Annotated in this window: 19 protein-coding genes, 1 other RNA gene and 1 pseudogene; 3 read left to right on the top strand and 18 right to left on the bottom strand. The window is 29.4% G+C overall.

Features of this window, described 5'->3' with window-relative positions; genetic code table 11:
- Nucleotide 1: 1 nt before the first annotated feature.
- The 10 genes from buk to dnaG all read right to left on the bottom strand — a co-directional run bounded on the left by buk (nt 2) and on the right by dnaG (nt 11,098).
- Nucleotides 2–1,078, bottom strand: a complete 1,077-nt coding sequence (gene buk, locus WY13_RS16400) for a butyrate kinase (RefSeq protein ID WP_063556659.1) — start codon at nt 1,076–1,078, stop codon at nt 2–4.
- 245 nt (nt 1,079–1,323) lie between these two features.
- Nucleotides 1,324–2,631, bottom strand: coding sequence for an MFS transporter (locus WY13_RS16395; RefSeq protein ID WP_063556658.1), 1,308 nt, complete (start codon nt 2,629–2,631; stop codon nt 1,324–1,326).
- Nucleotides 2,632–3,049: 418 nt separating this feature from the next.
- The gene (locus WY13_RS16390) at nt 3,050–3,982 is read right to left on the bottom strand and encodes a ketopantoate reductase family protein (RefSeq protein WP_063556657.1); all 933 of its coding nucleotides are present in this window, start codon (nt 3,980–3,982) and stop codon (nt 3,050–3,052) included.
- Nucleotides 3,983–4,417: 435 nt separating this feature from the next.
- An RNA gene (gene rnpB, locus WY13_RS16385) (RNase P RNA component class A) lies at nt 4,418–4,762 on the bottom strand.
- A gap of 63 nt (nt 4,763–4,825) precedes the next feature.
- Nucleotides 4,826–5,539: a zinc ribbon domain-containing protein gene (locus WY13_RS16380; RefSeq protein WP_063556656.1), complete on the bottom strand. Its 714-nt coding sequence runs from the start codon at nt 5,537–5,539 to the stop codon at nt 4,826–4,828.
- 121 nt (nt 5,540–5,660) lie between these two features.
- Complete coding sequence (locus WY13_RS16375; protein WP_063556655.1) at nt 5,661–6,476, bottom strand: Nif3-like dinuclear metal center hexameric protein; 816 nt, start codon at nt 6,474–6,476, stop codon at nt 5,661–5,663.
- Nucleotides 6,467–7,156: a tRNA (adenine(22)-N(1))-methyltransferase gene (locus tag WY13_RS16370; RefSeq protein WP_063556654.1), complete on the bottom strand. Its 690-nt coding sequence runs from the start codon at nt 7,154–7,156 to the stop codon at nt 6,467–6,469. The genes WY13_RS16375 and WY13_RS16370 overlap by 10 nt, the downstream gene beginning before the upstream one ends.
- Before the next feature lie 82 nt (nt 7,157–7,238).
- Nucleotides 7,239–8,129 carry a PH domain-containing protein gene (locus tag WY13_RS16365; protein WP_063556653.1) on the bottom strand — a complete coding sequence of 297 codons (891 nt, stop codon included), beginning with the start codon at nt 8,127–8,129 and terminating at the stop codon, nt 7,239–7,241.
- A gap of 111 nt (nt 8,130–8,240) precedes the next feature.
- Nucleotides 8,241–9,326, bottom strand: a complete 1,086-nt coding sequence (rpoD, locus tag WY13_RS16360; protein ID WP_063556652.1) for an RNA polymerase sigma factor RpoD — start codon at nt 9,324–9,326, stop codon at nt 8,241–8,243.
- Nucleotides 9,326–11,098 carry a DNA primase gene (gene dnaG / locus WY13_RS16355; RefSeq protein ID WP_063556651.1) on the bottom strand — a complete coding sequence of 591 codons (1,773 nt, stop codon included), beginning with the start codon at nt 11,096–11,098 and terminating at the stop codon, nt 9,326–9,328. Before dnaG ends, rpoD begins: the two co-directional genes overlap by 1 nt.
- 402 nt (nt 11,099–11,500) lie before the next feature.
- Between dnaG and WY13_RS16350 the strand changes: the two genes are divergently transcribed.
- Nucleotides 11,501–12,538, top strand: a complete 1,038-nt coding sequence (locus WY13_RS16350; protein WP_063556650.1) for a CotS family spore coat protein — start codon at nt 11,501–11,503, stop codon at nt 12,536–12,538.
- 45 nt (nt 12,539–12,583) lie between these two features.
- Here WY13_RS16350 and ppx read toward each other — a convergent pair whose 3' ends face one another.
- A complete protein-coding gene (gene ppx, locus WY13_RS16345; RefSeq protein ID WP_063556649.1) occupies nt 12,584–14,092 on the bottom strand; it encodes an exopolyphosphatase in 1,509 nt (502 codons plus the stop codon).
- Nucleotides 14,093–14,384: 292 nt separating this feature from the next.
- Here ppx and WY13_RS21945 point away from each other — a divergent pair, with 292 nt between their 5' ends.
- Together WY13_RS21945 and WY13_RS16335 are read left to right on the top strand one after the other, a co-directional pair.
- Nucleotides 14,385–16,580, top strand: a complete 2,196-nt coding sequence (locus tag WY13_RS21945) for a hypothetical protein (RefSeq protein WP_242866533.1) — start codon at nt 14,385–14,387, stop codon at nt 16,578–16,580.
- Nucleotides 16,581–16,639: 59 nt separating this feature from the next.
- Entirely contained in the window at nt 16,640–16,882 is a 243-nt protein-coding gene (locus tag WY13_RS16335; RefSeq protein ID WP_063556648.1) for a hypothetical protein, read from the top strand.
- Between the two features lie 504 nt (nt 16,883–17,386).
- Here the strand turns inward: WY13_RS16335 and WY13_RS16330 are convergent.
- The 7 genes and pseudogenes from WY13_RS16330 to WY13_RS16305 all read right to left on the bottom strand — a co-directional run bounded on the left by WY13_RS16330 (nt 17,387) and on the right by WY13_RS16305 (nt 23,811).
- Nucleotides 17,387–19,174 carry a recombinase family protein gene (locus tag WY13_RS16330; RefSeq protein ID WP_063556647.1) on the bottom strand — a complete coding sequence of 596 codons (1,788 nt, stop codon included), beginning with the start codon at nt 19,172–19,174 and terminating at the stop codon, nt 17,387–17,389.
- Complete coding sequence (locus WY13_RS22140) at nt 19,158–19,292, bottom strand: hypothetical protein (RefSeq protein ID WP_278321797.1); 135 nt, start codon at nt 19,290–19,292, stop codon at nt 19,158–19,160. The genes WY13_RS16330 and WY13_RS22140 overlap by 17 nt, the downstream gene beginning before the upstream one ends.
- A 154-nt stretch (nt 19,293–19,446) precedes the next feature.
- A pseudogene (locus WY13_RS16325) lies at nt 19,447–20,082 on the bottom strand (recombinase family protein).
- A gap of 293 nt (nt 20,083–20,375) precedes the next feature.
- On the bottom strand, nt 20,376–21,056 hold the full coding sequence (locus tag WY13_RS16320) for a hypothetical protein (protein ID WP_063556646.1): 681 nt from the start codon (nt 21,054–21,056) through the stop codon (nt 20,376–20,378).
- A gap of 1,033 nt (nt 21,057–22,089) precedes the next feature.
- Nucleotides 22,090–22,287 carry a hypothetical protein gene (locus tag WY13_RS16315; protein WP_063556645.1) on the bottom strand — a complete coding sequence of 66 codons (198 nt, stop codon included), beginning with the start codon at nt 22,285–22,287 and terminating at the stop codon, nt 22,090–22,092.
- 699 nt (nt 22,288–22,986) lie between these two features.
- On the bottom strand, nt 22,987–23,391 hold the full coding sequence (locus WY13_RS16310; protein WP_063556644.1) for a hypothetical protein: 405 nt from the start codon (nt 23,389–23,391) through the stop codon (nt 22,987–22,989).
- A gap of 108 nt (nt 23,392–23,499) precedes the next feature.
- Nucleotides 23,500–23,811 carry a DUF960 family protein gene (locus WY13_RS16305; protein WP_063556643.1) on the bottom strand — a complete coding sequence of 104 codons (312 nt, stop codon included), beginning with the start codon at nt 23,809–23,811 and terminating at the stop codon, nt 23,500–23,502.
- Nucleotides 23,812–24,158: the final 347 nt, after the last annotated feature.

The following is a 24,158-nucleotide window of genomic DNA, read 5'->3' as shown; positions in this document are numbered from 1 at the left end:
CTTAAATACAATCCGCTGTTAATTCTCTTATAGTTTCCTCTCCACGAAGAGCCTCAAGGGCACCTCTGGCAAGAGATTCCATTTCATTTTCACCTGGGAATACTACAATTGGAGCAATAAAGGCACATCTATCCTTTATTCTCTGCACAACATATTTGGAATTTGCAATACCACCAGTAAGCAGAATAGCTTTAACGTCACCACAAAGTACTGTACTCATGGCACCTATTTCCTTACATACTTGATAGATCATTGCCTCAAGACACAAAGCAGCTTTTTCATCTGTTTCTGCCATCTTTTCTACGGTTCTAACATCGCTGGTGCCAAGGTAGGCTACAAGTCCTCCCTCTCCATTAAGCATTCTTTTTACCTCGTCATAAGTGTATTCACCTGAATAGCATATTTTTACTAATTCACCTACTGGTAGTGCCCCTGTACGATTTGTAGAAAAAGTTCCATCTCCATCTAACGCATTGTCACCATCAATCATACGTCCATTTTTATGAGCTGCTACTGAAATTCCACCACCAAGATGAGCTACAATTAGATTAATTTCATTATAGCTTATCCCATTTTCACGAGCATATCTTTTAGCAGTAGCTTTATGACTCAAGGCATGAAATCTACTATGTCGAGTCATCAATGGATGTCCTGACAATCTTGCTACAGGTTCAAATTCATCAGTAACTGGAGTGTCTACCACTAAAGGAATGGCTTTTGTATCCTTGCACATTTCATAAGCTATTTTACTACCCAAATCGCAAGCATGACGACCATACATTCCACTAGCCTGTTGAAGGAGCATTTCATTATTAACACGATATACTCCACCTTCTAATGGTTTTGTGTGTCCTCCACGGCTAACAATAGAATCAAGTGAAGATTTATCAATTTTATTTTTTTCAAGAAATTCTTCAACTATTTCTTTACGATATTGGTGCTGATCCATTATATCAGGAAATTTTACAATATCCTCTGTAGGATGCTCTTCTGTTACACGATTTATACAGATGTCATCCTCATAATATGCCATTTTTGTTGATGTTGAACCTAAATTTATTGCTAATATTTTAAACATTTTACCACCTCTTAATTTATATTTTTTACAACAAATCTCACTGTATATTGCAATTCACATTTATCTATAAAGCAATAACTGTATCTATATACAGAACAGCTATTGCTTTGATTTGACTTACTATTTATTATTTGATTTATACGAATACATTTATTTGTATTGATGATTTTTTGATCATTTATGTCCACCCTCTTTTACTTCTGATGACTGTATTTCCTCATATGATATAAAATGACTAACAATTTCTACTCAATAGCTTGACCCTTTGATAAACTTGATTTTGTATTAGCTCCTGCAGTTTTTTCTGGCAGTGTCATTGTTACCAGAAATCCTATTGCCATAAATCCTGCTAAACTATAAATACCCACTCCTGAGTTAAATAAGGTAGTTAAGAATCCTACTAAATATGGTCCTAAAAATCCGCCTAAATTTCCTAATCCATTTATGACCCCACGAGAACTTGCCGCCATATCACTTTCAAATAATAATGGTGGCATTGTCCAAAATGTACTTGATGGAGCTTGAAAGAATACACCACAACCTATAAGAAATGCAAATGATACCCAAACATTATTCCTAAATACTACTGATAGCGCTAAACATATTCCAAATGCTAACAAAGGTATAGCTGTGTAAAGCCTTCTATTCATGGTTCTATCTGAAAGTTCCGCAAAAACATATAACCCAATAATTGTACCTATATATGGAATAGCTGACAGTAACCCTACACCAGTCATTCCTGAGTGAGTTAGTGTTTTTAAAAGCGTTGGTAACCAAAGTGAAAATCCATAAGTTCCAATACAAAAGCACATATAAATTATAACTAGTTTCCACATATTTACATTCGATAAAATTTTGCTAATTGATACTTTTTCTACTTCTTTTCCTTTTAGCAATTCTTGTTCTTCACGTAGTTTAGATTCGATGTAATCCTTTTCTTCTTTGCTAATCCATTTAGCATCGCCAGGACGATCACTAATAAGTGGGAACCAAATAAATAATAATATTATTGCTATTGCTCCTTCTATTATAAATACATTTCTCCAACCATATGTTGATACAATGAAACCTGACAATGGTCCAGTAATGATTGAAGCAATTGGAACATTCATAATAAAAAATGCATTTGCCCTACCACGCTCTTCATTTGGAAACCAGTGACTTAGAATTGTTAGTATTGCTGGCCAAACGCCTCCTTCTGCAACACCCAGCATAAAACGGGTAATAAGTAGTTGCGTCATATTTTGTACCAACCCTGAAAGAACTGCAAGTACTCCCCATGCAATAATTGTTACTGCTATAAATTTCTTAGCACTCCCTCGTTCTGCCATTCGAGCCCCTGGTACTTGAAGCGTCAAATATCCAATAAAGAATATACCTGCAACAAGACCAGATGCAGTAGCTGTCATGCCTAAAGCTTTGTCCATTCCTCCTGCTATAGCAAATCCTATGTTCGTACGGTCCATAAATGCAACTATGTACACTAGCATTGCCGGTGGAATTATATGTACCCACCTACCTTTTGGAATCCCATTACTTAAATTTTCATTCACATTTACTACCTCCTTTTTTATTTAATCTAGAAGGATATCTTTTTATTTTCCCCTAGATTTTAAACAACCTACCTTAGAAATAGCATGAACCAACATTATAATACTTGTTTCATATCTTAATTTATACAAAAATATAAGCATTGCTTTCATCTAAAATTTCCTTTGTTTCTTTATATTAAACGCCGTTTCTTATAATAATTATAAACTTATCAGACTATTTTGTAAATAGTTTTTCAAAAAATATTTCTTCATGTTAATTATTATTTAATATAAAGAAACACTTTCTATATTACTCTATATTAAATACAACAAATTCCAGTAAAACAAAAAATTTTACTGGAATCCATAAAAAACTAAACTTCTATAAGTTTAAGAGATATGCATCACAAAACTTTTTAAATCATAATAAAACAGAAAACTATTCTAATACTTGATTAATGTACCTTTGTTGAATAATTTTGATCAAAGAATACATAACTCGTGTTACTGGTACATCAATTCCCACTGACTCTGCTTGTTTAACTACAGCACCATTTATAAAATCCACCTCTGTTTGTCTTTTGGCAAGCATGTCCTGCATCATTGAAGGCATATGACTTCCATGTTCTGAAAAAGCCATTTCAAGATTTTTAATTACAGTTTGCAATTTGGCATCAACTCCACATTTATTAGCCACTGAAATAACTTCTGCAGCAATTTCAAACGCAAGAGAGCGTCCCTCCTCAGTTGAAGACATATCTCCTATGCGCAGCCTTGTAACTGCTGTTAGTGTATTCATCGCAGCATTAAAAGCCACCTTCTCCCAAATATGAACAAACACATCTTTGGAAATTTCACAATTAAGACCAGCCTTGTTGAATTCTTTTTCAACGGTTCTTAATAATGGATGATCTTGCCCATTTGCACTCATAGCTACTACTATTCCGCTTCCCATAGAGCTTACTTTTCCTGGTCCTACAAGATCACTTGGGAAATTAGTCATACCTACAATAATTCGTTCTTTTGGAACGTATTTTTCAATTAACTCTACATTTCCAAGTCCATTCTGCAATGTCATTACATAGGTATTATCTCCTATGAAAGGTTTAGCAGACTCCATAGCATCTGCTGAATAAACAGTTTTTGTAAATATAATTGCAAGATCTGGAGTTTCATTTACATCTTGTGCATATTTTGCTGCAACTTTTATGTATCTAGCACCAGATGTTGTTGTAAGAAGAAGTCCATCTCTATTAATAGCATCAATATGGGCTTTAGAAACATCAACGAATGTGACATCGTTTCCACTTTCGCTAAGCAATCCTCCAAATAAACTCCCCATAGCACCTGCACCTATCACTACAATCTTCATTATTTGTTCCTCCTTCTGATTTTGTTTCTTTATGTTACATATCATTTCTTTATAAGATAAATATACTCTTTTTTTTCATTTCTGTCTACTGAAAAAAATTTTTTTCAGACTTCTTATAATTTTATGCAAATAAAAATTAGGGTATGTTTATTCTCTAAACATACCCTAATTTTACTAACACTTCTTCAGATATTTTTAATAGTTCTTGAACAATTTGATCTCTTACATTAATATCAATCCTTACATTTGGATAGTAATTTTATCTTACCACTAACAAACATCTTGGACATAAAGACATTTCTACTACCGCAAATATATATTCCCATGTAAATAAAAAAATGCAAAAGCAGGCTACAGATAGCATTTCAAAATTGGTTGACGGCTAATAGTATGGCAAAATAAAAAAGCACCAGGTACAAACCTAGTGTTTTCTAGTGGGTAAGCAAATCTATAAGCCGAGTTCTGTATTAGACAATCATCTATCTAGGCCCATTGTTACCAGTGGGCTCAAGCGATACTACCCGAAAGCAAAGCGGGCCGCTTTTATATGCTTTCCTATTCGATCTTGCTTCAGATGGGGTTTACATAGCCGCAAAGTCACCAATGCGCTGGTGAGCTCTTACCTCGCCTTTCCAACCTTACCGAAATAAATTTCGGCGGTATATTTCTGTTGCACTTTCCTTCAGGTCACCCTGACTGGGTGTTACCCAGCACCCTGCCCTATGAAGCCCGGACTTTCCTCTCCTGTATTTCTACAGCAGCGATTGTCTGACTTACTTACGAGTTACATAATATCATAACTAATAAAATATTACAACAAAAATTTTAATTTTTTAATGTAAGTTATTCAATTGAATGGTTATAATGTACTATTCTACCGCAATTATCACAATAAACTATATGCTTATTCTTTTTAATATCATCTACAGTAACAGCAGATACCTTCATTTTACACCCAGAACAGACTCCTTTTGAAATTAAGGCAGCTCCTGTTCCCTTAACAGAACATAGTTCATTAAACTCATCCAAAAGTTTTTTAGGAATACGTTGTTCAAATTTCTTAATATTACCTTCTGCCTTAACTATATTTTCTTTAGCTCTAACTCTGTTTTCACTGCTACTTTCCTTACAATTATAAAACTTTTCTTTTAAATCCATTAACTTTTTTCTACTTTTAGATCTTTCTTTTGATATACTCTCTTCTTCATACATAAGATTTAAACTATCCTCTTCCAGTTTCTTTATATCATTTTCTTTCAATTTAATGGACTTCTCCAGCGTTTCCATAAACTTCAAGTCATACTTCATGTCTCCATATAACTTATTCTCGTCTACTTTTATATCCACTTTTAGTTTGCTTATTTTTTCTTCAAGACCTTTCATATCTTCTTCTATCTTTTTAAATTTATTATCTATATTTTTGTAATCTAGCTTTTCTGCCTCAAATTCTTTTTTCATCTCTTTCAATAAGCTAACATTTAAACCTTCTTTTATATCTTTCTTATTTTTCTTTATAATCCCCATATTTTTCTGAATTTCAATAAGTAAATTTATCATATCTTCCTCCCATTAATTTAAATAAATTTTTTAAATATAATTCTAGAGTAAATAGCACCACACTGTGAAATACTTTCCATATTTATTTTAAAAAAAGTAGAAATGAATTCAACCTTCATTTCTACTTATATTTATACGGACTTTTATTTACTTTTGACAAAATTACAGTATTCTCAAATCCTCTTACTTTTATTTCATGTCTTAGAAAATTAGCTATAATTTCCATAGCAGGCCATTCTGTTCCGAAATGTCCTGCATCAATTACAGCTATACCTTGTTCTTGAAAATCACTTACATAATGATAAGTAGTATCACCTGTAATAACACAATCTGCACCTAATACTTTAGCTGCATCAAAATAATCCTGGCCACTTCCGTTTATAAGAGCCACTTTATTTATAATTTTAAGTTCATTTCCTGAATATCTAACTGAAGATATATTCAAACATTTCTTTACCTCATTACAAAACCTAGCTAAAGTCATAGGTTCGGTAAGGCTTGCAATTCTTCCTATACCACAATCATTTTCACCATAATTCTTAATTCTAGAAGGTTCAATAACCTTATGATTGGTAAGTCCAAGCTTTTCCATAATAATATCATTTATTCCGCCTTTTACAGAATCAAGATTAGTGTGACTGGAATATACATTTATATTATTTCTTATTAACTCTATTATTTTCTTTCCTATTAGAGTATCAGTAGTTATGGTATATGGCCTTTTAAAAAGTAGTGGGTGATGGGTAAATATAAGATTACAATTATTCCTTACAGCTTCTTCTATTACCTCTAGTGTACAATCTAAAGCCACAAGTATAGATCCTACTTCACATTTCATATCTCCTACCATAAGTCCTACATTATCATAGCTTTCTTTAAGTATGGAAGGTGCTCTTTTTTCCAATATATCATGTACATCCTGTACTCTTAAATACATTCTATCAACTCCTGCAGCTTCTTTATTTTATTACATAAATCTTCTTTTCTCCTTCTCGCTAGCTCCGTATTGTCTTTTATATTTAAAACTATTTTATTATAAGATTCGATCTTACTTCTTACAAATTTTAAAAGAAGCTTATGCTTTTTGTCTATCAAAGCCTTTCCCACTTCATAGAATATACTATCTATTTCTTGTTTTTCATTATCATATCTTATTTTTATTATCTCATAAAATCTGTTTTCGTCAATACATAATTCTTCATCTATTATTTTAAAACCACTTTTGTATATATATTCTCTAAGAACTTCAGAATTTCTCATAGGTTGAAGTATTAGAGCATCTGACTTTTTAAATACTTCCATACCATCAATAATTATATCCCTTATAAGATTACCTCCCATACCTGCAATTATCACATGCTGAGCTTCTCCAGGCTTTATAGGGGCAAGTCCACTACCGAGTCTTACATCTATTTTATTTTCTAATCCATGAAGTTTTATATTAAACCTAGCTTTTTCCACAGGACCTTTATTTATGTCTGAAGCTATAGCCCTTTTACACACCTTACTTTCTACTAGATAAATAGGCACATATCCATGATCTGTACCTATATCCGCTGCACATTCACAATTGTCTACCATACTTGATACAGTTTTAAGCCTTAAACTAACTTCCATATAATTCTCCATTCCAAAATAATATTAGGCATTTCAAAATAAACAACTAGTCAGTATGCTAGCCTATTTTCTTTCAAATGTCTTATTTAAATGTATAAAGTATTCTTATCTGCATAATTAAAAAAAATGCTGCCACTACTAATGCAGTATATATAAACTTATAAAAAACCTTTTTATCATATTTAGAAAAAATATATGCAGCATAGTACATACAAAACAGCAGTCCCATATTCAAAAGTCCATATGTCATTTGTTTAAATGCAAACTGCTTTCCTGTTCCAAATTCTACAGCTATAAAATTAGGATTAAAGCTTAAAGGCATTCTATCTGGCAAATTTCCATAAAGATACATGATTATAGGGTTTAATGTAAGCATTAGAACTGTAACTGCTGCAATTATAAATGGTACAAAAAATTGGGGTTCTTTTCTTAGTTCAACACCCTTATTTAATTTATTTTCCCACTGTAAATTTTCTATATGTCTTTCTTGTATTTTTAATTCAAATTCTTGAAAGTTTTCCGGTGATATTCCATAAGTTATATCATCTGTCTTTAAGTATATAACATTTTTAGTTGAAGTAACAAACATATACGTTCTACCTACTTTATGAATAAACGATCTTCCTATGGCAAATTTACTTTTCCCATATCCTGATAGCTTTACCCCTTTAATGTATTCATTAGATTTTTGATACATTCTTATATCTTTAAAAGGAATTTTTTCATTCTTAAACTTAAACATACTGGTTATATATAAATTTTCTTCGTCCATAGAGTATTTTAAAGTTCCACAAATTATAATATAATAAATTTGATAAACATTTACAGCTATAAATGCTAGTTTAAAAAGATTAAATATTTCGTAGGAATTTATAAAATTCATAAGAACTATCATAAATACATTGTATACAACTGTTATACCTGCTATAACCCATACTCCTACTCCTTTTGCAGATTTATAAGTAGTTTTCATATTTGCTCACCTTCTTTATTAAACATTATATCATAAAGTTATATTCTGCTCCTATTTGAAAGTCTGCAAATTAGTTTTCCAGACAAGTAAAAGCACCTTGAAAAGGGTGCCTTAATCTAAATAATCTTTTAATTTTTTACTTCTACTTGGATGTCTTAGCTTTCTAAGAGCCTTGGCCTCTATCTGCCTTATTCTCTCTCTAGTTACATTGAACTCTTTTCCAACCTCTTCCAGAGTTCTAGCTCTTCCATCATCTAGCCCAAACCTAAGTCTTAAAACTTTTTCTTCCCTTGGAGTTAAGGTATCCAATACATTTATAAGCTGTTCCTTAAGCATTGTAAAAGCTGCTGCCTCTGCAGGTGCTGGCGCCTCATCATCTGGTATAAAGTCTCCAAGGTGACTGTCTTCCTCTTCTCCAATAGGGGTTTCAAGAGATACGGGCTCCTGTGCTATTTTCATAATCTCTCTTACTTTATCTACAGGCATCTCCATTATTTGCGCTACTTCTTCTGGATGAGGTTCTCTTCCAAGTTCTTGAAGTAACTGCCTTGAAACTCTTACAAGTTTATTTATGGTTTCTACCATATGAACAGGTATTCTTATTGTCCTTGCCTGATCTGCTATTGCCCTTGTAATTGCCTGCCTTATCCACCATGTAGCATAGGTACTAAATTTATATCCCTTTCTGTAATCAAACTTTTCCACTGCCTTTATAAGTCCAAGATTCCCTTCTTGAATTAAATCTAAGAAAAGCATTCCTCTCCCTACATATCTTTTAGCTATGCTGACTACTAATCTCAAATTAGCTTCTGCTAACTTTTTCTTGGCAACTTGATCTCCATCTTCTATTCTTTTTGCAAGAGATATTTCTTCTTCTGGTAAAAGCAGCGGCACTTTTCCTATTTCTTTTAAATACATTCTTACAGGATCATCTATTGCAATTCCATCAGGAACCGATAAATCTAAGGTTTTCTCATTTGATTCTGTTCCATGTTCATCACCAGTTACTTCTATTCCCATGGATTCAAGGGCTTCATATATTTTTTCTATTTGCTCAGGACTTAAGTCCACCTCTTCTAATTCGTCCATTATTTCTTTATAAGTTAAGGTGCCATTTTTTTTACCTTTTTCTATGATTTTTTTAACTAACTGTAGCTTTGCACTCTTACTTTTCATTTTATTGCCTCCTTTTGCCATTACTGCATTTCACCAATCCTTTTTTGTATTTTAATTAATTCTTGTGCCAGTTTTAGAGATTCATTCAAATTTCCCTGAGCTTCACATTCTTTTATTCTATTTATAATGTGTTTCTTGGATTTTTCCAATCTATGTCTTTCTATTTTATCTATAAAATTATCTATCATATCTTTATAATTGCTGCTATCATATTTAATTTTAGTTTCCATAATATTAACCCATTCTTTAGAGGTATCTACGTCATGACAATTTAACTCTACAAATTTTTTTCTTTTTTCTATATCATATTTCATATTTTCCACTATATACCTATATATTTTTTTATGACTTTCTAATATAATATTATCAACTTCTATTTTATCTAGAGCATACTTAAACGCTTCTTCATTTTCTGAAATAAGTTTTAAAAGAGCCCTCTCAGCCTTTAAATATGCTGGCTCTAAATATAATTTTTGTCCAAAACCAGCATCTATATTCACTTTTTCATTTTTTTTTACATTTTTTTGAATATTATCATTCAACATATCATATAGTACTTGATCCCTTATTCCAGTTTCTTCAGATATACTTTTTACATATATTTCTCTTTCTATAGGATCTAATTGAGACAATATTTTTAGTGCTTTTTCTACATATTTTATAGTATCTTCAGAATCATTGAAATTCATGTTACTTTTTATATTTTGAATTCTATACTCTATAAGTGGTAGAGCTTTATCTACAAGTTCTAAAAAAGCATCTTTTCCATTATTCCTAATAAATTCATCAGGATCTTTTCCTTGTGGTACTACTAAAACCCTTACTTCCAATCCTACACTTTTTAGTATATCCAGACCTCTAACTGTAGCTATTTGACCTGCTGCATCTGCATCATAAGATATTATAACTTTATCAACATATCTAGCCATAAGTTTTGCCTGATTTATAGTAAGAGCTGTACCTAGAGAAGCCACTGCATTGGTTATACCATATTGATGAAGAGATATACAGTCCATGTATCCTTCCACAATTATAAACATTCTAGAAGTATTATTTTTTATGGCAAAATTTAATCCATAGAGATTAATACCTTTTTTAAATAGATGAGTTTCTGGAGAATTTAAATACTTTGGTTTAGAATCATCTAATACTCTTCCTCCAAATCCTATTACTTTTCCTCTAAAATCAAATACTGGAAAAATTATTCTGTTTCTAAATCTGTCATAGTAATTTCCCTTTTTACTTTTAATTATAAGTCCATCTGATAGCATATCCAGTTCAGTAAATCCTTTTTTCTTTAAGAAAATCAGCATATCATTCCAACTGTCAACAGAATATCCAATACCAAATTTGTTCATGGTTTTTTCTGTTATTCCTCTATTTAACATGTAGGATTTAGCTATTTTATTTTTATTTAAACAATTATAAAAATATCTGGCAGCTTCTATATTTAGTTTATAAAGTTTTTCATAAGTATTCTTTCTATTGCTGTTTCCATTACCAGTTTCATCCAGATCTATATTTGCTCGATCAGCTAAAATCTTCAATGCTTCGGGAAAAGTTAATTTTTTCAGTTTCATAACAAACGTTATTACATTTCCTGCCTCACCACAACCGAAACATTTATATATTTGCTTATCCACAGATACACTAAAAGATGGGGTTTTTTCATGATGAAAAGGACATAGTCCTAAATAATTTCTACCTGACCTTTTTAACTTTACACTTTCAGATATGATATCTACTATATCACTTGCATCTTTTATTTTTTGAATGACATCTTCCGATATCACTAACGAATCCCCACCTATCTTAAATTATTATGTTCAAGAATAAATATATTCGACATAAATTACTATATTCCTTCTTCAAAAATAAATATTTTTTTTCTCAAATAAGGAATATACTATATATATTCTTTACAAAAATTAAATATCCTTCAATAAAAAAAATTTTTAATTTCAAAACTGCATAATTTTACTTATAAATATATAATATATAATTTAATTCTGTAACTTTACTGTAAATGCTATGTATTTGTTCCTATTTTGCCCACATACTATTAAAAATTATTCCTCTCTATATAAGAAATTTGTTACATTTTATTTTCTAAAACTTCTTTTTTTAAGAATAATGTATATTATAAAAGGTACTTTAATATTATTATAGAGGAACAACTTTTGAGGAGTTTTTGTATGGATTTGTTATCTGAAAAAACTGTAAAAAAATACGTACTTCCCTATTACAATATGAATAATGCATCTATAGATAGAATCAAATTTAAAAATACAGATAAGCAGAGGGCAGTATATAAAGTAAGTCATCTAAATAAAAATTACTGTTTAAAGAAAGTATATTTTGATGAAGCAAATTTACTTTTTGTATATTCTGCCATAGAATGGCTTTTTAGAAATAACATTAGAGTTCCTAGAATATTACCTACAATTTATGGAGGTCGATATGTAAAATATAATGAAATGCTTTTTATGCTTACTCCCTGGATAACGGGTACTAAATGTAATTATAACATTAAAGATCATCTCTTAGTATCCATATCTAATTTAGCAAAAATGCATAAAGTAAGCAAAAGTTTCACTCCCATTAAAGGTAGTATTGAAAGGATTAATTTTGAAAAAACATATATATCTTTTGAAAAACATTCTAAGCAGCTGTTAAATTGCTCAAATTTGGCAGTTAAATATAAAGATAAATTCTCGCAATTGTTTCTACAATATTTTGAAATTAACCTTATACTGGCACAAATGTCCTCTAGAATATCTTCTTCTATAAACTATGATAATCTAAATACCTGCCTATGCCACCTAGATTATGTAAATAAAAATATAATATTTGATAATAACAATAAAATTTGGATAATAGATTTTGATAAATGCAGCATAGACTATTGTGCACATGATATCTCCTATTTCTTAAGAAGATTTCTAAAGCGAAATTCTACTAATTGGCAGCTAGATATAACATTAGAATGTTTAAATTTATACGAAAAAACTTTTCCATTAACATTAGATGATTATAAATATATAATATCTTATTTAGCTTTTCCTCAAAAATTTTGGAAAATATCTAGAGATTATTATAAAAACATATCAAAATGTAACCATAATTCTTTTTACTATATACTAAAAAAATGTTCTAATAATATTAATCAACTTAAATTTATTATAAGTCTAGGAAAATACGTAGAAAAAAAGTTTCATACTATTATTGTTTAATAGTATGAAACTTTATATTCAGTTTAATTAGGAACATTTATAAAATCAACTAGCTTTAATAATTAACTTCTTACTAAAAATTTTTTCAAAAGCTGCAGTACACTCTAACGCCTGACTTATTTCTAAAAATGAATCCGTCTTGGATTTGACATTTATAGTTACATTATCTGACCTTATAGTACAGGATACGCTGCTTATATTCCCATGTATACCACCATCTAAATTTTCACAAATTCGTACTAGTACAGCTAGTTTTTCAATAATTTCTATATCATTCTCGCTTATTACCTTGCCATATTTCTGTAAATTTATCTTAAAATCATTTTTTCTATGAAGAGCAGCTATATACGCAGCCATAAGTTGCTCCTTATGTGATAAACCATTTATTTTAGAATTCAAGATTATATAAAAAGAATGGGCATGATGATTATAATAACTTATGTGTATTCCACAATCATGAAGAAGAGCAGCTGTTTTTAAAATATTATAGTAATCACAATTAATATTTAGTATTGGCTTAAGGTCATTATATAAACTTTCAGCAAGTTTCCATACCTGTTTAGCATGATTTAAATTCATTTCATGATTAACCATATAATTGTTTATTGAAAAGTCTAAAACATCTTTCAAAGGTTTATTATTTTTCAAAATATATTCATAAATAATTCCTTCTCTAATTCCACATCCACTTACATAAAGTTTTTTTAAGTTCAGAAATTGAGATAAAGTAACTATAGCACCGACAGCACCCAAAAATATATCTGCCCTGTTTTTAGACAACCCTTTTATTTTTTTTCGTTCTGCCTGATTTTTTATTTTTATCATGTTGTATATTTCCTCTACCTCATCCATAGTTATTGTGTAATTATGAATATTGTCTATAGGATATTCGTTCTTTTTTCGGCTTATCTTAGCTATATTTCGGAATGTTCCTCCTATACCAATTAAAGGTAAATTTTTTATCTCTTTTAACCATGGTATATCTTTATAAAAAGAAAGTATAAATTTTTTCAAATCCTTTTCTGTTTTTTCATCTATAGCTTCATTTAAATAAAATCTTTCTGTCAAATTTATTGCACCAAAAGGCAAACTAATGGAATACTTAAGTTTTCTGTTTTCAACCCAAATAAGTTCTGCACTACTTCCTCCAATATCCATTAAAAGTGCGTTAGAAATGTCCATGCTATTTATATTTCCAAAATAATCATAATAAGCCTCTGCTGTACCTGATAATACCCTTATTTCAATGCTTAATTCTGATTTAACCCTATTTATAAACTTTGACTGATTTGATGCTTTACGCACTGCCTCTGTAGCTACTGCTATAATTTCTGTAATGCCTTGTGCTTCACATAAACATTTAAAAAATGATATTGCCTTTATAGCTTTCTCTATCTTTAAAGAATTTAACTCTCCATGAATAGTCATATCCTTGCCAAGCCGTACAGTTTCCTTTACTTCGTCTATTATGTTAAAACATTTGTTTTCACTAATCTTAGCAAGTACCAATCTTATTGAATTTGATCCTATATCAATAATCCCTATTTGCTTCATTTTTCTCTCCTTTTTTCAATTCAAAACTTTCTAATTATTGACAGTATAAAACACATGCCATTAATAAACTTATCTCTAATTTTATTCAATAACTAAAACATTTGCAACAACTTAATCGACTATCATATAACACCCCTTATTGCAACTTTTTTGGCTATGTTAAGTATATGTTAAGTACGTTTAAGAAATGTAAACTTTCGACAATAAGCTTTAGAATTATACTATAATTAGATATGGAAAGTGTAGAAATTATCATAATAATTATATTTTTATATTAAGGAAGGAAAGCCTTATGAAAAAAATCAAAGAAGGAGATACTATTGCTGCTATTGACATAGGCTCTAATTATTTAAAAATGAGTATAGCAGAAATTCATAAAGATAAAGTTATAAAAATTCTAGAAGACGTAATTAAACCTACAAATATAGGTAAGGATACCTTTACTTCAAAGAAAATTTCTATACAAACTATGCATCAAACGTGCTACCATTTAAAAAATTTTACACAGCTAATAAAAGATTATAATGTAAATTTTTATAAAGCTATTTCTACTAGTGGAATCAGAGAAGCTGAAAATAAACAATATATTCTAGAACAAATAAAGCTTCGAACAGATTTATTTGTTGAATGCATTAATGCTACTCAAGAACGTCTTCTTATGCTAAAGGAAATTAATTACAATTTTAATTTAACCACTTTAAGACGAGTATTAGTTATAAATATTACCTCAGGAGCTGTTGAGGTATCAATTTATGAAGAAGGACAGCTAAAATTTATTGAGCAGTCAAAAATAGGATCTTTACGTCTTAGAGAAACCTTAGGTGAATTGGAAGCAAAAACATTAGATTTTCCTTCAATAATGGAACAGTTTATTGAAAATAAACTTTATTCCATAAAATGTTTTATAGAAAACCTTAGTTTTGAATACATAATAGGCCTGGGAGGAGAACTCAAGACAATTTCAAAAATCATATGGAAAAGAAGTGATTTGAATAAGCAAAAAATTTTTTTTGAAAATGGCAACTTTATAAAAAGAGAAGACTTTATAGAATTATATGAGCATATTCGAAATATGACAAACGATCAAATAAGATTTACATATAATGTTTCTTATAAATCTGCTGAGTTACTTTTACCTTCAATTTTAATTTTTCATTATTTTCTTAAAATAACTAAAAACAAAAATATACAAATTCCAATGGCCTCCTTACGAAAAGGCATTTTATATGATTTAGCAGAAGATTTTCTTGGCATTGATAGAAAAGAAGACTCTCAAAATTACATTATTAGTTCCGTGTGGTATATAGCTGAAAAATACAGAATTAATAAAAGGCATGCCGCTTTTGTTGAAAAAATTGCTTTATCAATATTTGATCAAACAAAAAAACTTCATAAGCTTGGAGAAAATGAGAGACTTTATTTACAGACGGCTTCTATTCTTCATGATGTAGGAATTTTTGTGGATGCCTGTAACCATTGTATTCAATCTTATAATATAATTTCCAGTCAAAATATTACTGGATTTTCTGATGAAGATTTACAGTTGACTGCCAACATAGCAAGATTTGATGAGGGAAATAACATTCTCTGGGCAAAGCGTTTAGAAAAGGCAGGATGTCATGTAATTTACGGTTTGGTTGGCCTTAAAACCCACTGCAAGATATTGCTTGTTGTTCGTAAAGAAAGTGATGGAATTAAACGTTATGTCCATTTAGGTACAGGCAATTACAATGATGTCACAGCACAGTTATATACAGATTTGGGGTTGTTTACTACAAATCCTTATATAGGTTCAGATGCATCTGCTGTATTTAATATGCTATCGGGACATTCTCATCCAACTGACTTATATAAGTTAAGCTTAGCACCTTTAAATTTAAGAGATCGTTTCCTATATATGATATCTCAAGAAACGAAAAATGCAAGTATTGGCAAGCCCGCTAAAATTATTGCAAAGATGAATTCTTTGGTGGATGTTGAAATTATCATGGCTCTATACAAAGCCTCAAGTGCAGGAGTTAATATTTATTTAATTGTACGTGGAATTTGTTGTCTAAGGCCTGGTATCCCAGGAATAAGTGAAAATATATCTGTAAAGAGCATAGTAGGAAAATTCTTGGAACACAGCCGTATTTACTATTTTTATAACGATGGAGATGAAACAATTTATCTTTCCAGTGCTGATTGGATGAATAGAAACTTAGATAGAAGGATAGAGTTATTATTTCCAGTTGAAGACAAAAGTGCAATAGCTAAGGTAAAGGAGATTTTAAGTATTGGACTTGCAGATACCGTAAAAACCAGAATCTTAAATATAGATGGATCTTATACCCGAATTGACAGAAGAGGCAAAGAGAGTATAAACAGTCAAAAAATTTTCTACAATGTTGAAACAGAAAACAATTATGACAGGCAAGTTTTTTTACAATATAGCAAAAATTATTGGATTGAAAATGGGTTCAAACCCAAGCTAGCTAATTCTATATAACAGTAAAATACAAAAATATGAACATATTAAATGTTCAATAATACAAAGGAGAGTATATTATGGTAATTAGTTGTGAAGAAATGTTTTTTCAAAAAATTAAAATTTTTGACAGAACTATGATTGAAGCTACAAAAACTAATAAGGAGATGTTTGAATTTGAAGACGAACAGTATGACATTTATTCAAATGGTATATTTGTACAAACTCTGATTAATGACAGAATACTATATCGTATTTTTATTGATGAATATAGGAATGATATTTCTGTACACTATGATTTATTAAAATGTTTGCAGCACTAATAATTTTAATCAACTTGTTATATAAAAACATGGCATTGTACTTAAAATCAATGGTGAAATTAAGTTACAATGCCATAGTACAGATAGCTTCAAATTGCCATTTTATAAGGCTTTTTAAGCTATTACTATACTTTTAATTACTTTCTTGGATGTTTTATCTGAGCTTGAGCTGTTGCTATCTTAATAGCCCAAACTCCATTTTTTACTATTACGGAGCATCTTTATATTAATAATATACTAAAAATTGCTCTATGTAAATGTTTAAAAATAGTCTTTGCTTATTTTTTATCAGTCTAGTAAAAATTTTCCTTCCTATTATATATGTACTTTTTATTTATAAAAATCTTTTAATAGAAGCTTACTGTCACTTATTATGTGTTCCACTTTTTACATAACGACTTTTTTCTTCATGCACTAAATTTAAATTTATTATCTAAATGCCCTTTTTTAATCGACTCTAAAAAGAGAAGACCAATCCATCTGGATAGGCCTCATCTTTGCTTATTATCTCACATAAACCTCATAATTAATATCTGTCCATTGATTTTTCCTAAGATATTTGTTATATTGCTTTCTGTACGCCCTAGCTCTATCAAAGCTTATTATTGAGCTAAATGCTAAAGTATATTTTGTATCTCTTGTTTCTATACTCTTTTGTCTCTTAATATCAAGTTTCTCATTAAGCATAAAACTGAATACATCTCCCATTTCACCACCAGAGATATTTAAAAGCCACTCAAATTTATTATCACTTCTTACTATAACTTTATCCACAAGTTGCCTAATTAAACTATCATCTAATTGTTCAACATTAAAATCAATTAATTGTTCTAATACTTTTTTTATATGCTGTAGCTTATTTTCTAAATTTTTTTTCTCTAAGCCTACGCCTCCATCAATTCGTTTTATTTCACTTTCTGCTGTCTTAATGAATCCATTATACTGATCTCGGTTATCAATAAAATCTCTCTTTATGATATCACCATCAGTATATAAATCAGTAAGCACACTTATTTTTTTCTTGTACCTTAATATCTTAGAATTAAGTTTATTTATTGTACTAACATTGTTAATATTATCATCTACAAAGTTATCTTTAATAAGTTCAAAAGCTTTGATCACTGATTCTTTGCGAAAGCCCCATATTTCTTCAAGTATGTCTTTTATCATAAGTTCTAAGTGCCAATCACAAATTGTTTTTCTATCACACACCCCATCTAAAGGTAAATTATTATTTTTTCTATACTCCGTCCTACCATTGTTTATTCTATTTCTACATGCATATCCTTTTTTTATTTTACCTGTTTTTTTGTCTTTTCTCCACTTATACTGCTGAAATCTTGAACCACAATTACATTCCAATAAATTTATCCATTTATCATTAGATGTTTTAATACCATAAGGATTTTGACCAGGATTCTTCTTGACCCTCCTTTTTTTAATTGCTGCTACTTTTTCAAAATCTTCAACTGATATAATAGGTTCAAACTTTCCATCTATTAACAAATAATTAATTTTATCATTCCTTACAATTTTATGATCCAGGAAGTCTTTTACATATGTCTTATTCTGGTATTGCTTACCTATATACATAGGATTTTCTAGCATTCTGCTTATTGTTGACTCAAACCATTTCACCTGATCTTTTGAATTTTTTCTTCCCTTTTTTAATAATTCTGTTTTTATTAGCCTTAGTCCATAACCATCTAAATACATCCTAAATATCATCCTTACCGTTTCAGCTTGTTCATCATCTATAATAAAAGTTTTTCCTAATCTGTTGTATCCAAGTATATTTCCACTTCCATAAAGAACACCTTTTTCATGCCTTGCTATATATTGACCAGCCTTAACACGCTCACTAATTTTTCTACTCTCATCTTGTGCATATGCAGCCATATTAGTAAGTCTTGTTTCTCCATCACAGTCAAAAGTGCTAATATCATCAATTAGAAAACGAACCTCTATCCCATGTTCCTTGAGTTGCCTTGTATATTTAAGTGCATCAAGTGTATTACGTGCAAATCTACTTACTTCACGTGTTACTATTAAGTCAAATTTTCCTTGATCTGCATCATTTATCATTTTTAGAAAGCTTGGTCTCTTTCTTGCCTGAGTACCTGTAATACCCTTATCAAAGTATTTTTCTACTATTTCCCACTCAGGATGTCTTTCTGCCTGTGCATCATACCACTTTATCTGATTTGCAAAGGCTGATAGTTGTGACTCATGCTCAGAACTAACACGACCATAGATTGCTACCTTACGATTTTTATTAGTTACTTCTCTCATTTTTAGCTTCCTCCTTTTTTAACTTATGCATGATTTTTTTATACGTAAGCTCATTTATCTCACCTCTGTCATACACAATTTGAATAAGTGGTTTTACAAAATTTAGGCCATTTTTCATCTTTTTCTTCTCTCCTATCATTTAATTGATACAAGATATAAAAAAAAAGATTGCCAACCACGCAGGGGGTTTAAATATCTTTTATAAGTATTTTTTATTGATAAAGGCAACCACTTCTGTTGGGTTGCCTTTATCATAAATATTATTATCTTTTTTAGTTTTTATTCTTATAAATGTTTATATATTTATATAGGGTCGCTCTACCTATTCCAAGCATCTTTGCAAACCCTAAAGCAGTCATCTTACCATATGTTCCATTTTTAAATTTCTCATATTCTTTAATAAAATCTTTTCGTAACTCGACTTGTGGTCTGCCTAATTTAGTTCCCCTAGCTCTTGCTGCATTTAGGCCTTAATTGATTCGTTCAACCATCTTCTCTCTTTCTTGCTGTGCCATATGTGCCTTTAAAGTAATGACTATATCAATAATCATATTGTACAAACTACTATCCATTAACTTTTGCCATTTGTTCATGTAAGGTATATCCAAAGCTATAACTCTTATTCCTCTACTTTTAAGTTCTTTTAGTTCTGAAATTATGTCATCTGCATCTCTGCCTAATCTGTCTAAATCAGTTATTATAAGAATATCATTTTTTCTTAGTGTTTTAGCTTTTAGATCACTATAAACTTCTCTCTTTTCAGCTATAACAGCTCCACTTACCCTTTCTTCTACAATCTTATCAAATTTAAACTTATTGCCTTTTGCATAAGTTTCTAATGTTATTTTTTGTCTATCCGTTGTCTGTTTCTCCTTCTTAGTGCTTATTCTCATATATCCATAAATCAAAAAAATCACCTCTTTATGGTACTATAATTGTCTATGAAAATATATTCAAATATCATATACAATTTTGTCATAAAATTGAAACAATTGGTCTACACTTTTCATTACTTTTCTTTCTTGATCTTATGTTTATAAAATCAATTGATTTATGAACACTAAAATATTACTAGCTATTAAATAGCCTACAACATTAACTATAAATCTAAAACATTAATTATTTTTACCTAAAATAAAACAATCACTTATAAAAGGTGATCGCTTTATCTTTATTAACTAGTTATTGAATTGCCTTAATATTACTCTAACATTTCTTTTAACAGGTTATATCTATCTTTATCAATTCCATACAACTGGCGTGTTGAAATTAAATAGAACAGGTATCCAACTGCTTTACATGAAATATTTTCCTCTAAATACTTGATATGAGTTCTAAGATATGGAGCAATAATTTTAACAAAGTCCGAAAACTCATCTTCATCTAAACTATCTTGAAGTTCTACATCAGTAGGTAATTTTAGTATAAGGTTATTAAATATTTTATTCTTCTTGCACCTTTTAGCTATAGCTAGATCTAAGAGTTTATTATAATGCTCTAAATTACAATTTTTACTGTATATTACACTATAAAGCATATCATCAGGAAAATACTCCAGTAACTTATTAGTGTTATTATTACAATTTGACTCAGCTGTTTTAATATTTATACTTTTTATTCCTTCTGGAAGTGTTCTATTATAATCTACAATCGAAGATGCCACAGAATCAAAAGGACTTCTTATATAAATCTTAGTAGTTTCTGCAACTATATCGCTATGCATTATGAAGTCAATGTAATCCTTTAGGAAGTCTTGTCTCTCTTTCTCAAGTTCTAACTCTGCAAGACGTCCAAATGGCTTATTATACAAGTTATCTTCCCTATCCATGAAACAGTGGTGAACTATTTTTGTCATTCTCATTATTAATTTTCTTTGCTTCATAGCCTTTCCTCCAATCATTCACATTTGTTTTAAGAGTATCCTATGACAGTTTAACTTATAGTTTTTTATGCATCTTTTTATCTTTACATTCATAACTTAATACTTTTTTCTTAAATTTATTTTCATACATAATTACAGTTGATGTTATTTCTCTCTATCCCCCTAATCTCAATCAATTTTGCAATAATTTTTAAAAAATCTAATATTTAATTTCTTAATTTACTATTTATATCTATAGTGATTTTTTCTTAGCTATAAAATTTCTTAAATTTATGACTTCAATTAAGAAATTTTATGATGTATACGTAATGTTCCTCATAGCAATTAAATTAAGTTTAGAATATGAAAATTACACGCATTCCCTGTAAATTAAATAATTTACTTCTATAGGATAAACACTTCATATCATTTAGCTCATAACTATAAAAGTTCTTTATCTGTTGTCTATTAATATTATTTGATAGATTAATCATACTTTTTATGAAATGTTGCTTCTAATTAAAGAAATACCTTTTTCATCACTAGCTACATGAAAGTTTCATTATTCTAACATAAATTTCAAATTCAAAAATAAATAAAGTCTGCTTTATTTATTAGCAAGCTACATGAATGAATCTAAAATACATTTGAATTATTAAAATAGAATATACTTCCAATTTAGCTACTAGTCATATTTGAGTATTTCAATTATAATTACTTCAATCAAAATAATTACATAGCTCGCAATGTCCTAAATTTTCAAACTAGCCTTATTAAAGTAGAAGATTAAATGTATTAAATAAAAAAGTGCCTAAAATACATAAACCTGTATTTTAGGCACTAAACCTTTATAATATGCTTTATCTTCTATAAGCTTTAATTAGTCTATAAATTGAAATAATTTGCTCTTTTATTCCTCTTAACAAGTCTCTTATATGCATAATGAAACCCACTCCATTAAATTTTTTTAACTCAAAATAATTTACTTTTTAAATATAAATAAAAGGACAGCCAAAGCTATCCTTTACATGTAGTAAGCTTCCTTATATCCATATTATTCCAAGATATTTCCTAAATCAATGTCATTAGTAATATTAACTGCACTATTGCAAGCTGATATAATGCACTCTTTAATGTAATCAATAGAACACCCATCTAATGCATCTATATAAATATCTGTTTTAAAGTCTCGAATTATCTCCCCAAGGTTTTCATTTTCTAAGTGAAGTGATATGCTAAACTTACCATGCATAATTAAACCCTCCTTAAGTTTCATATTTTGTTCTAATGTTGCATATAGTAACTGTCAAGCTTGGACAATGTAAAATTACCTATAGGCATCTATCCATCCAGTAAACCATACCTTACCAACTCCAGAGTTAATTTTTACTGTTATCCATTTGCTTTCCTCCCTACCAATTTTTTTATTATATATGTATATATATCAAACGCCCTCTTACACGCACAATCTAAATATATTTTAAGTATAGATAAAACTTATAATTATATATCTCTTATTAATTTTACTTATTTTTACATAACTATTCAAAATCACATATAACCCACTGGGGTTAATTTTACTTCTTTACACTTATAACATACCATTAAATTCATAAAAAACAATTGTGACACAATCTGGTTTGTTTTGGACACTATTCAACTATTTATTTAACTCAATAAACCATATAACAAACATTATTAAACTTACAATTTATTACATAGAATTTTTTCCCTATTATCAGTGTTATATAGGTTATTCTCTGCTATCAGCCAGCAACTTTAATGTACTATTTTATATATACAAATTTATTTTTATGACTACTCAACACATTTTACCTATAGTGAACATATACTATTAAATATCATTTGTATTTAAGGCAAAAATAAAGAGCCTGTAAACTTTACAAGCTCCTTATCTCTATTAAAAATATTTCAAAATATACCTTTTTATTTATTCCAACTTTTTATAACCATTCTTAAATGCACACTTTTCACACAATGTCTCTAACCAACCATTTTTCTCACATAGACTACCTACTTCACCGCATTCATCACAAATTGTATATGCCTTATTTTCATATTCTGCTATTACAGCATACACTTCTTTTATACTTGATAATGCATCAAATTGTAATTCTCCATATTTCTCTCTAATTCGGTCAATTTTAAATTCACAAACATTGATATTATTCTTTTTATAAATGTTTTCTATTTTTTCTACTAGTTCAATAATAAGATCATGCCAACCAGACCCATACTCGTTATCCGCGCTTACCAATTGATTCCATATATAATCACCTGTATTAATATATGGATACCTTTCCTGCAGGGTTTTCTCAATATACTCAAACCTCATTTTAATGACCACCTACCTTTTAATAAATTTAACATTATGCCTATCAAATTTCATATTTGTACTATTTATAATTTGATATAGAATTTATTTATAGCTCATCAAATAAACCTAATATTCTTCTGCAAGTAACATTGTTGAGTGCTCCCCATCATCAATAGCATAAACCTTAGCATCTATAGGTATCTCTGTAAAATATCTATGCACCTTCTTATATGGTGGTTTTTCTTGCATGTGGACAATCTCCTGTAAGTTTTTTTTATCAAACTTAGCACGCAGTACAAATATTTGTAAATAGTCTTTCTTATTTTCATCAACTTCCATTTCATCAATGAGGTTCCATAACAATAAGAAAGTCACAGGATTTTTTTCATTGATATCATGCTTAATACCGCAAGTCATATACCTATCGTTCTGAAACATTTTTACACATCCTTCTCTTTTAAATTTATAACTTGAAGGGTATGGTAAAGCAGAATTTATAAAAATTCAATACTTAAATTTATCAACTTCAAAACAACTACAGTTTTATTGAAAGCAAAAGTTTTGATTAATGATAAAGAGCATTATCCTTACGCATGACAATGCTCTTTTATTAAAGGTTTCATATATATTGTTATTTATACGTCTTATACATTTATTACTTCAATAAACTCATATTCCTAGTATTATATTTATTGATAGTACCAATTCAAAAGTTTCTAAAAAATATAAAGGCAAGTGCTTATAATTTTTATCTTATATAAAATTAACCTATAATATTCATCCTC

It is taken from the genome of Clostridium ljungdahlii (assembly GCF_001636845.1).
In the GTDB taxonomy this organism is placed as follows: Bacteria; Bacillota; Clostridia; order Clostridiales; family Clostridiaceae; genus Clostridium_B; species Clostridium_B ljungdahlii_A.
This window is presented reverse-complemented; position numbering and strand designations above follow the sequence as displayed.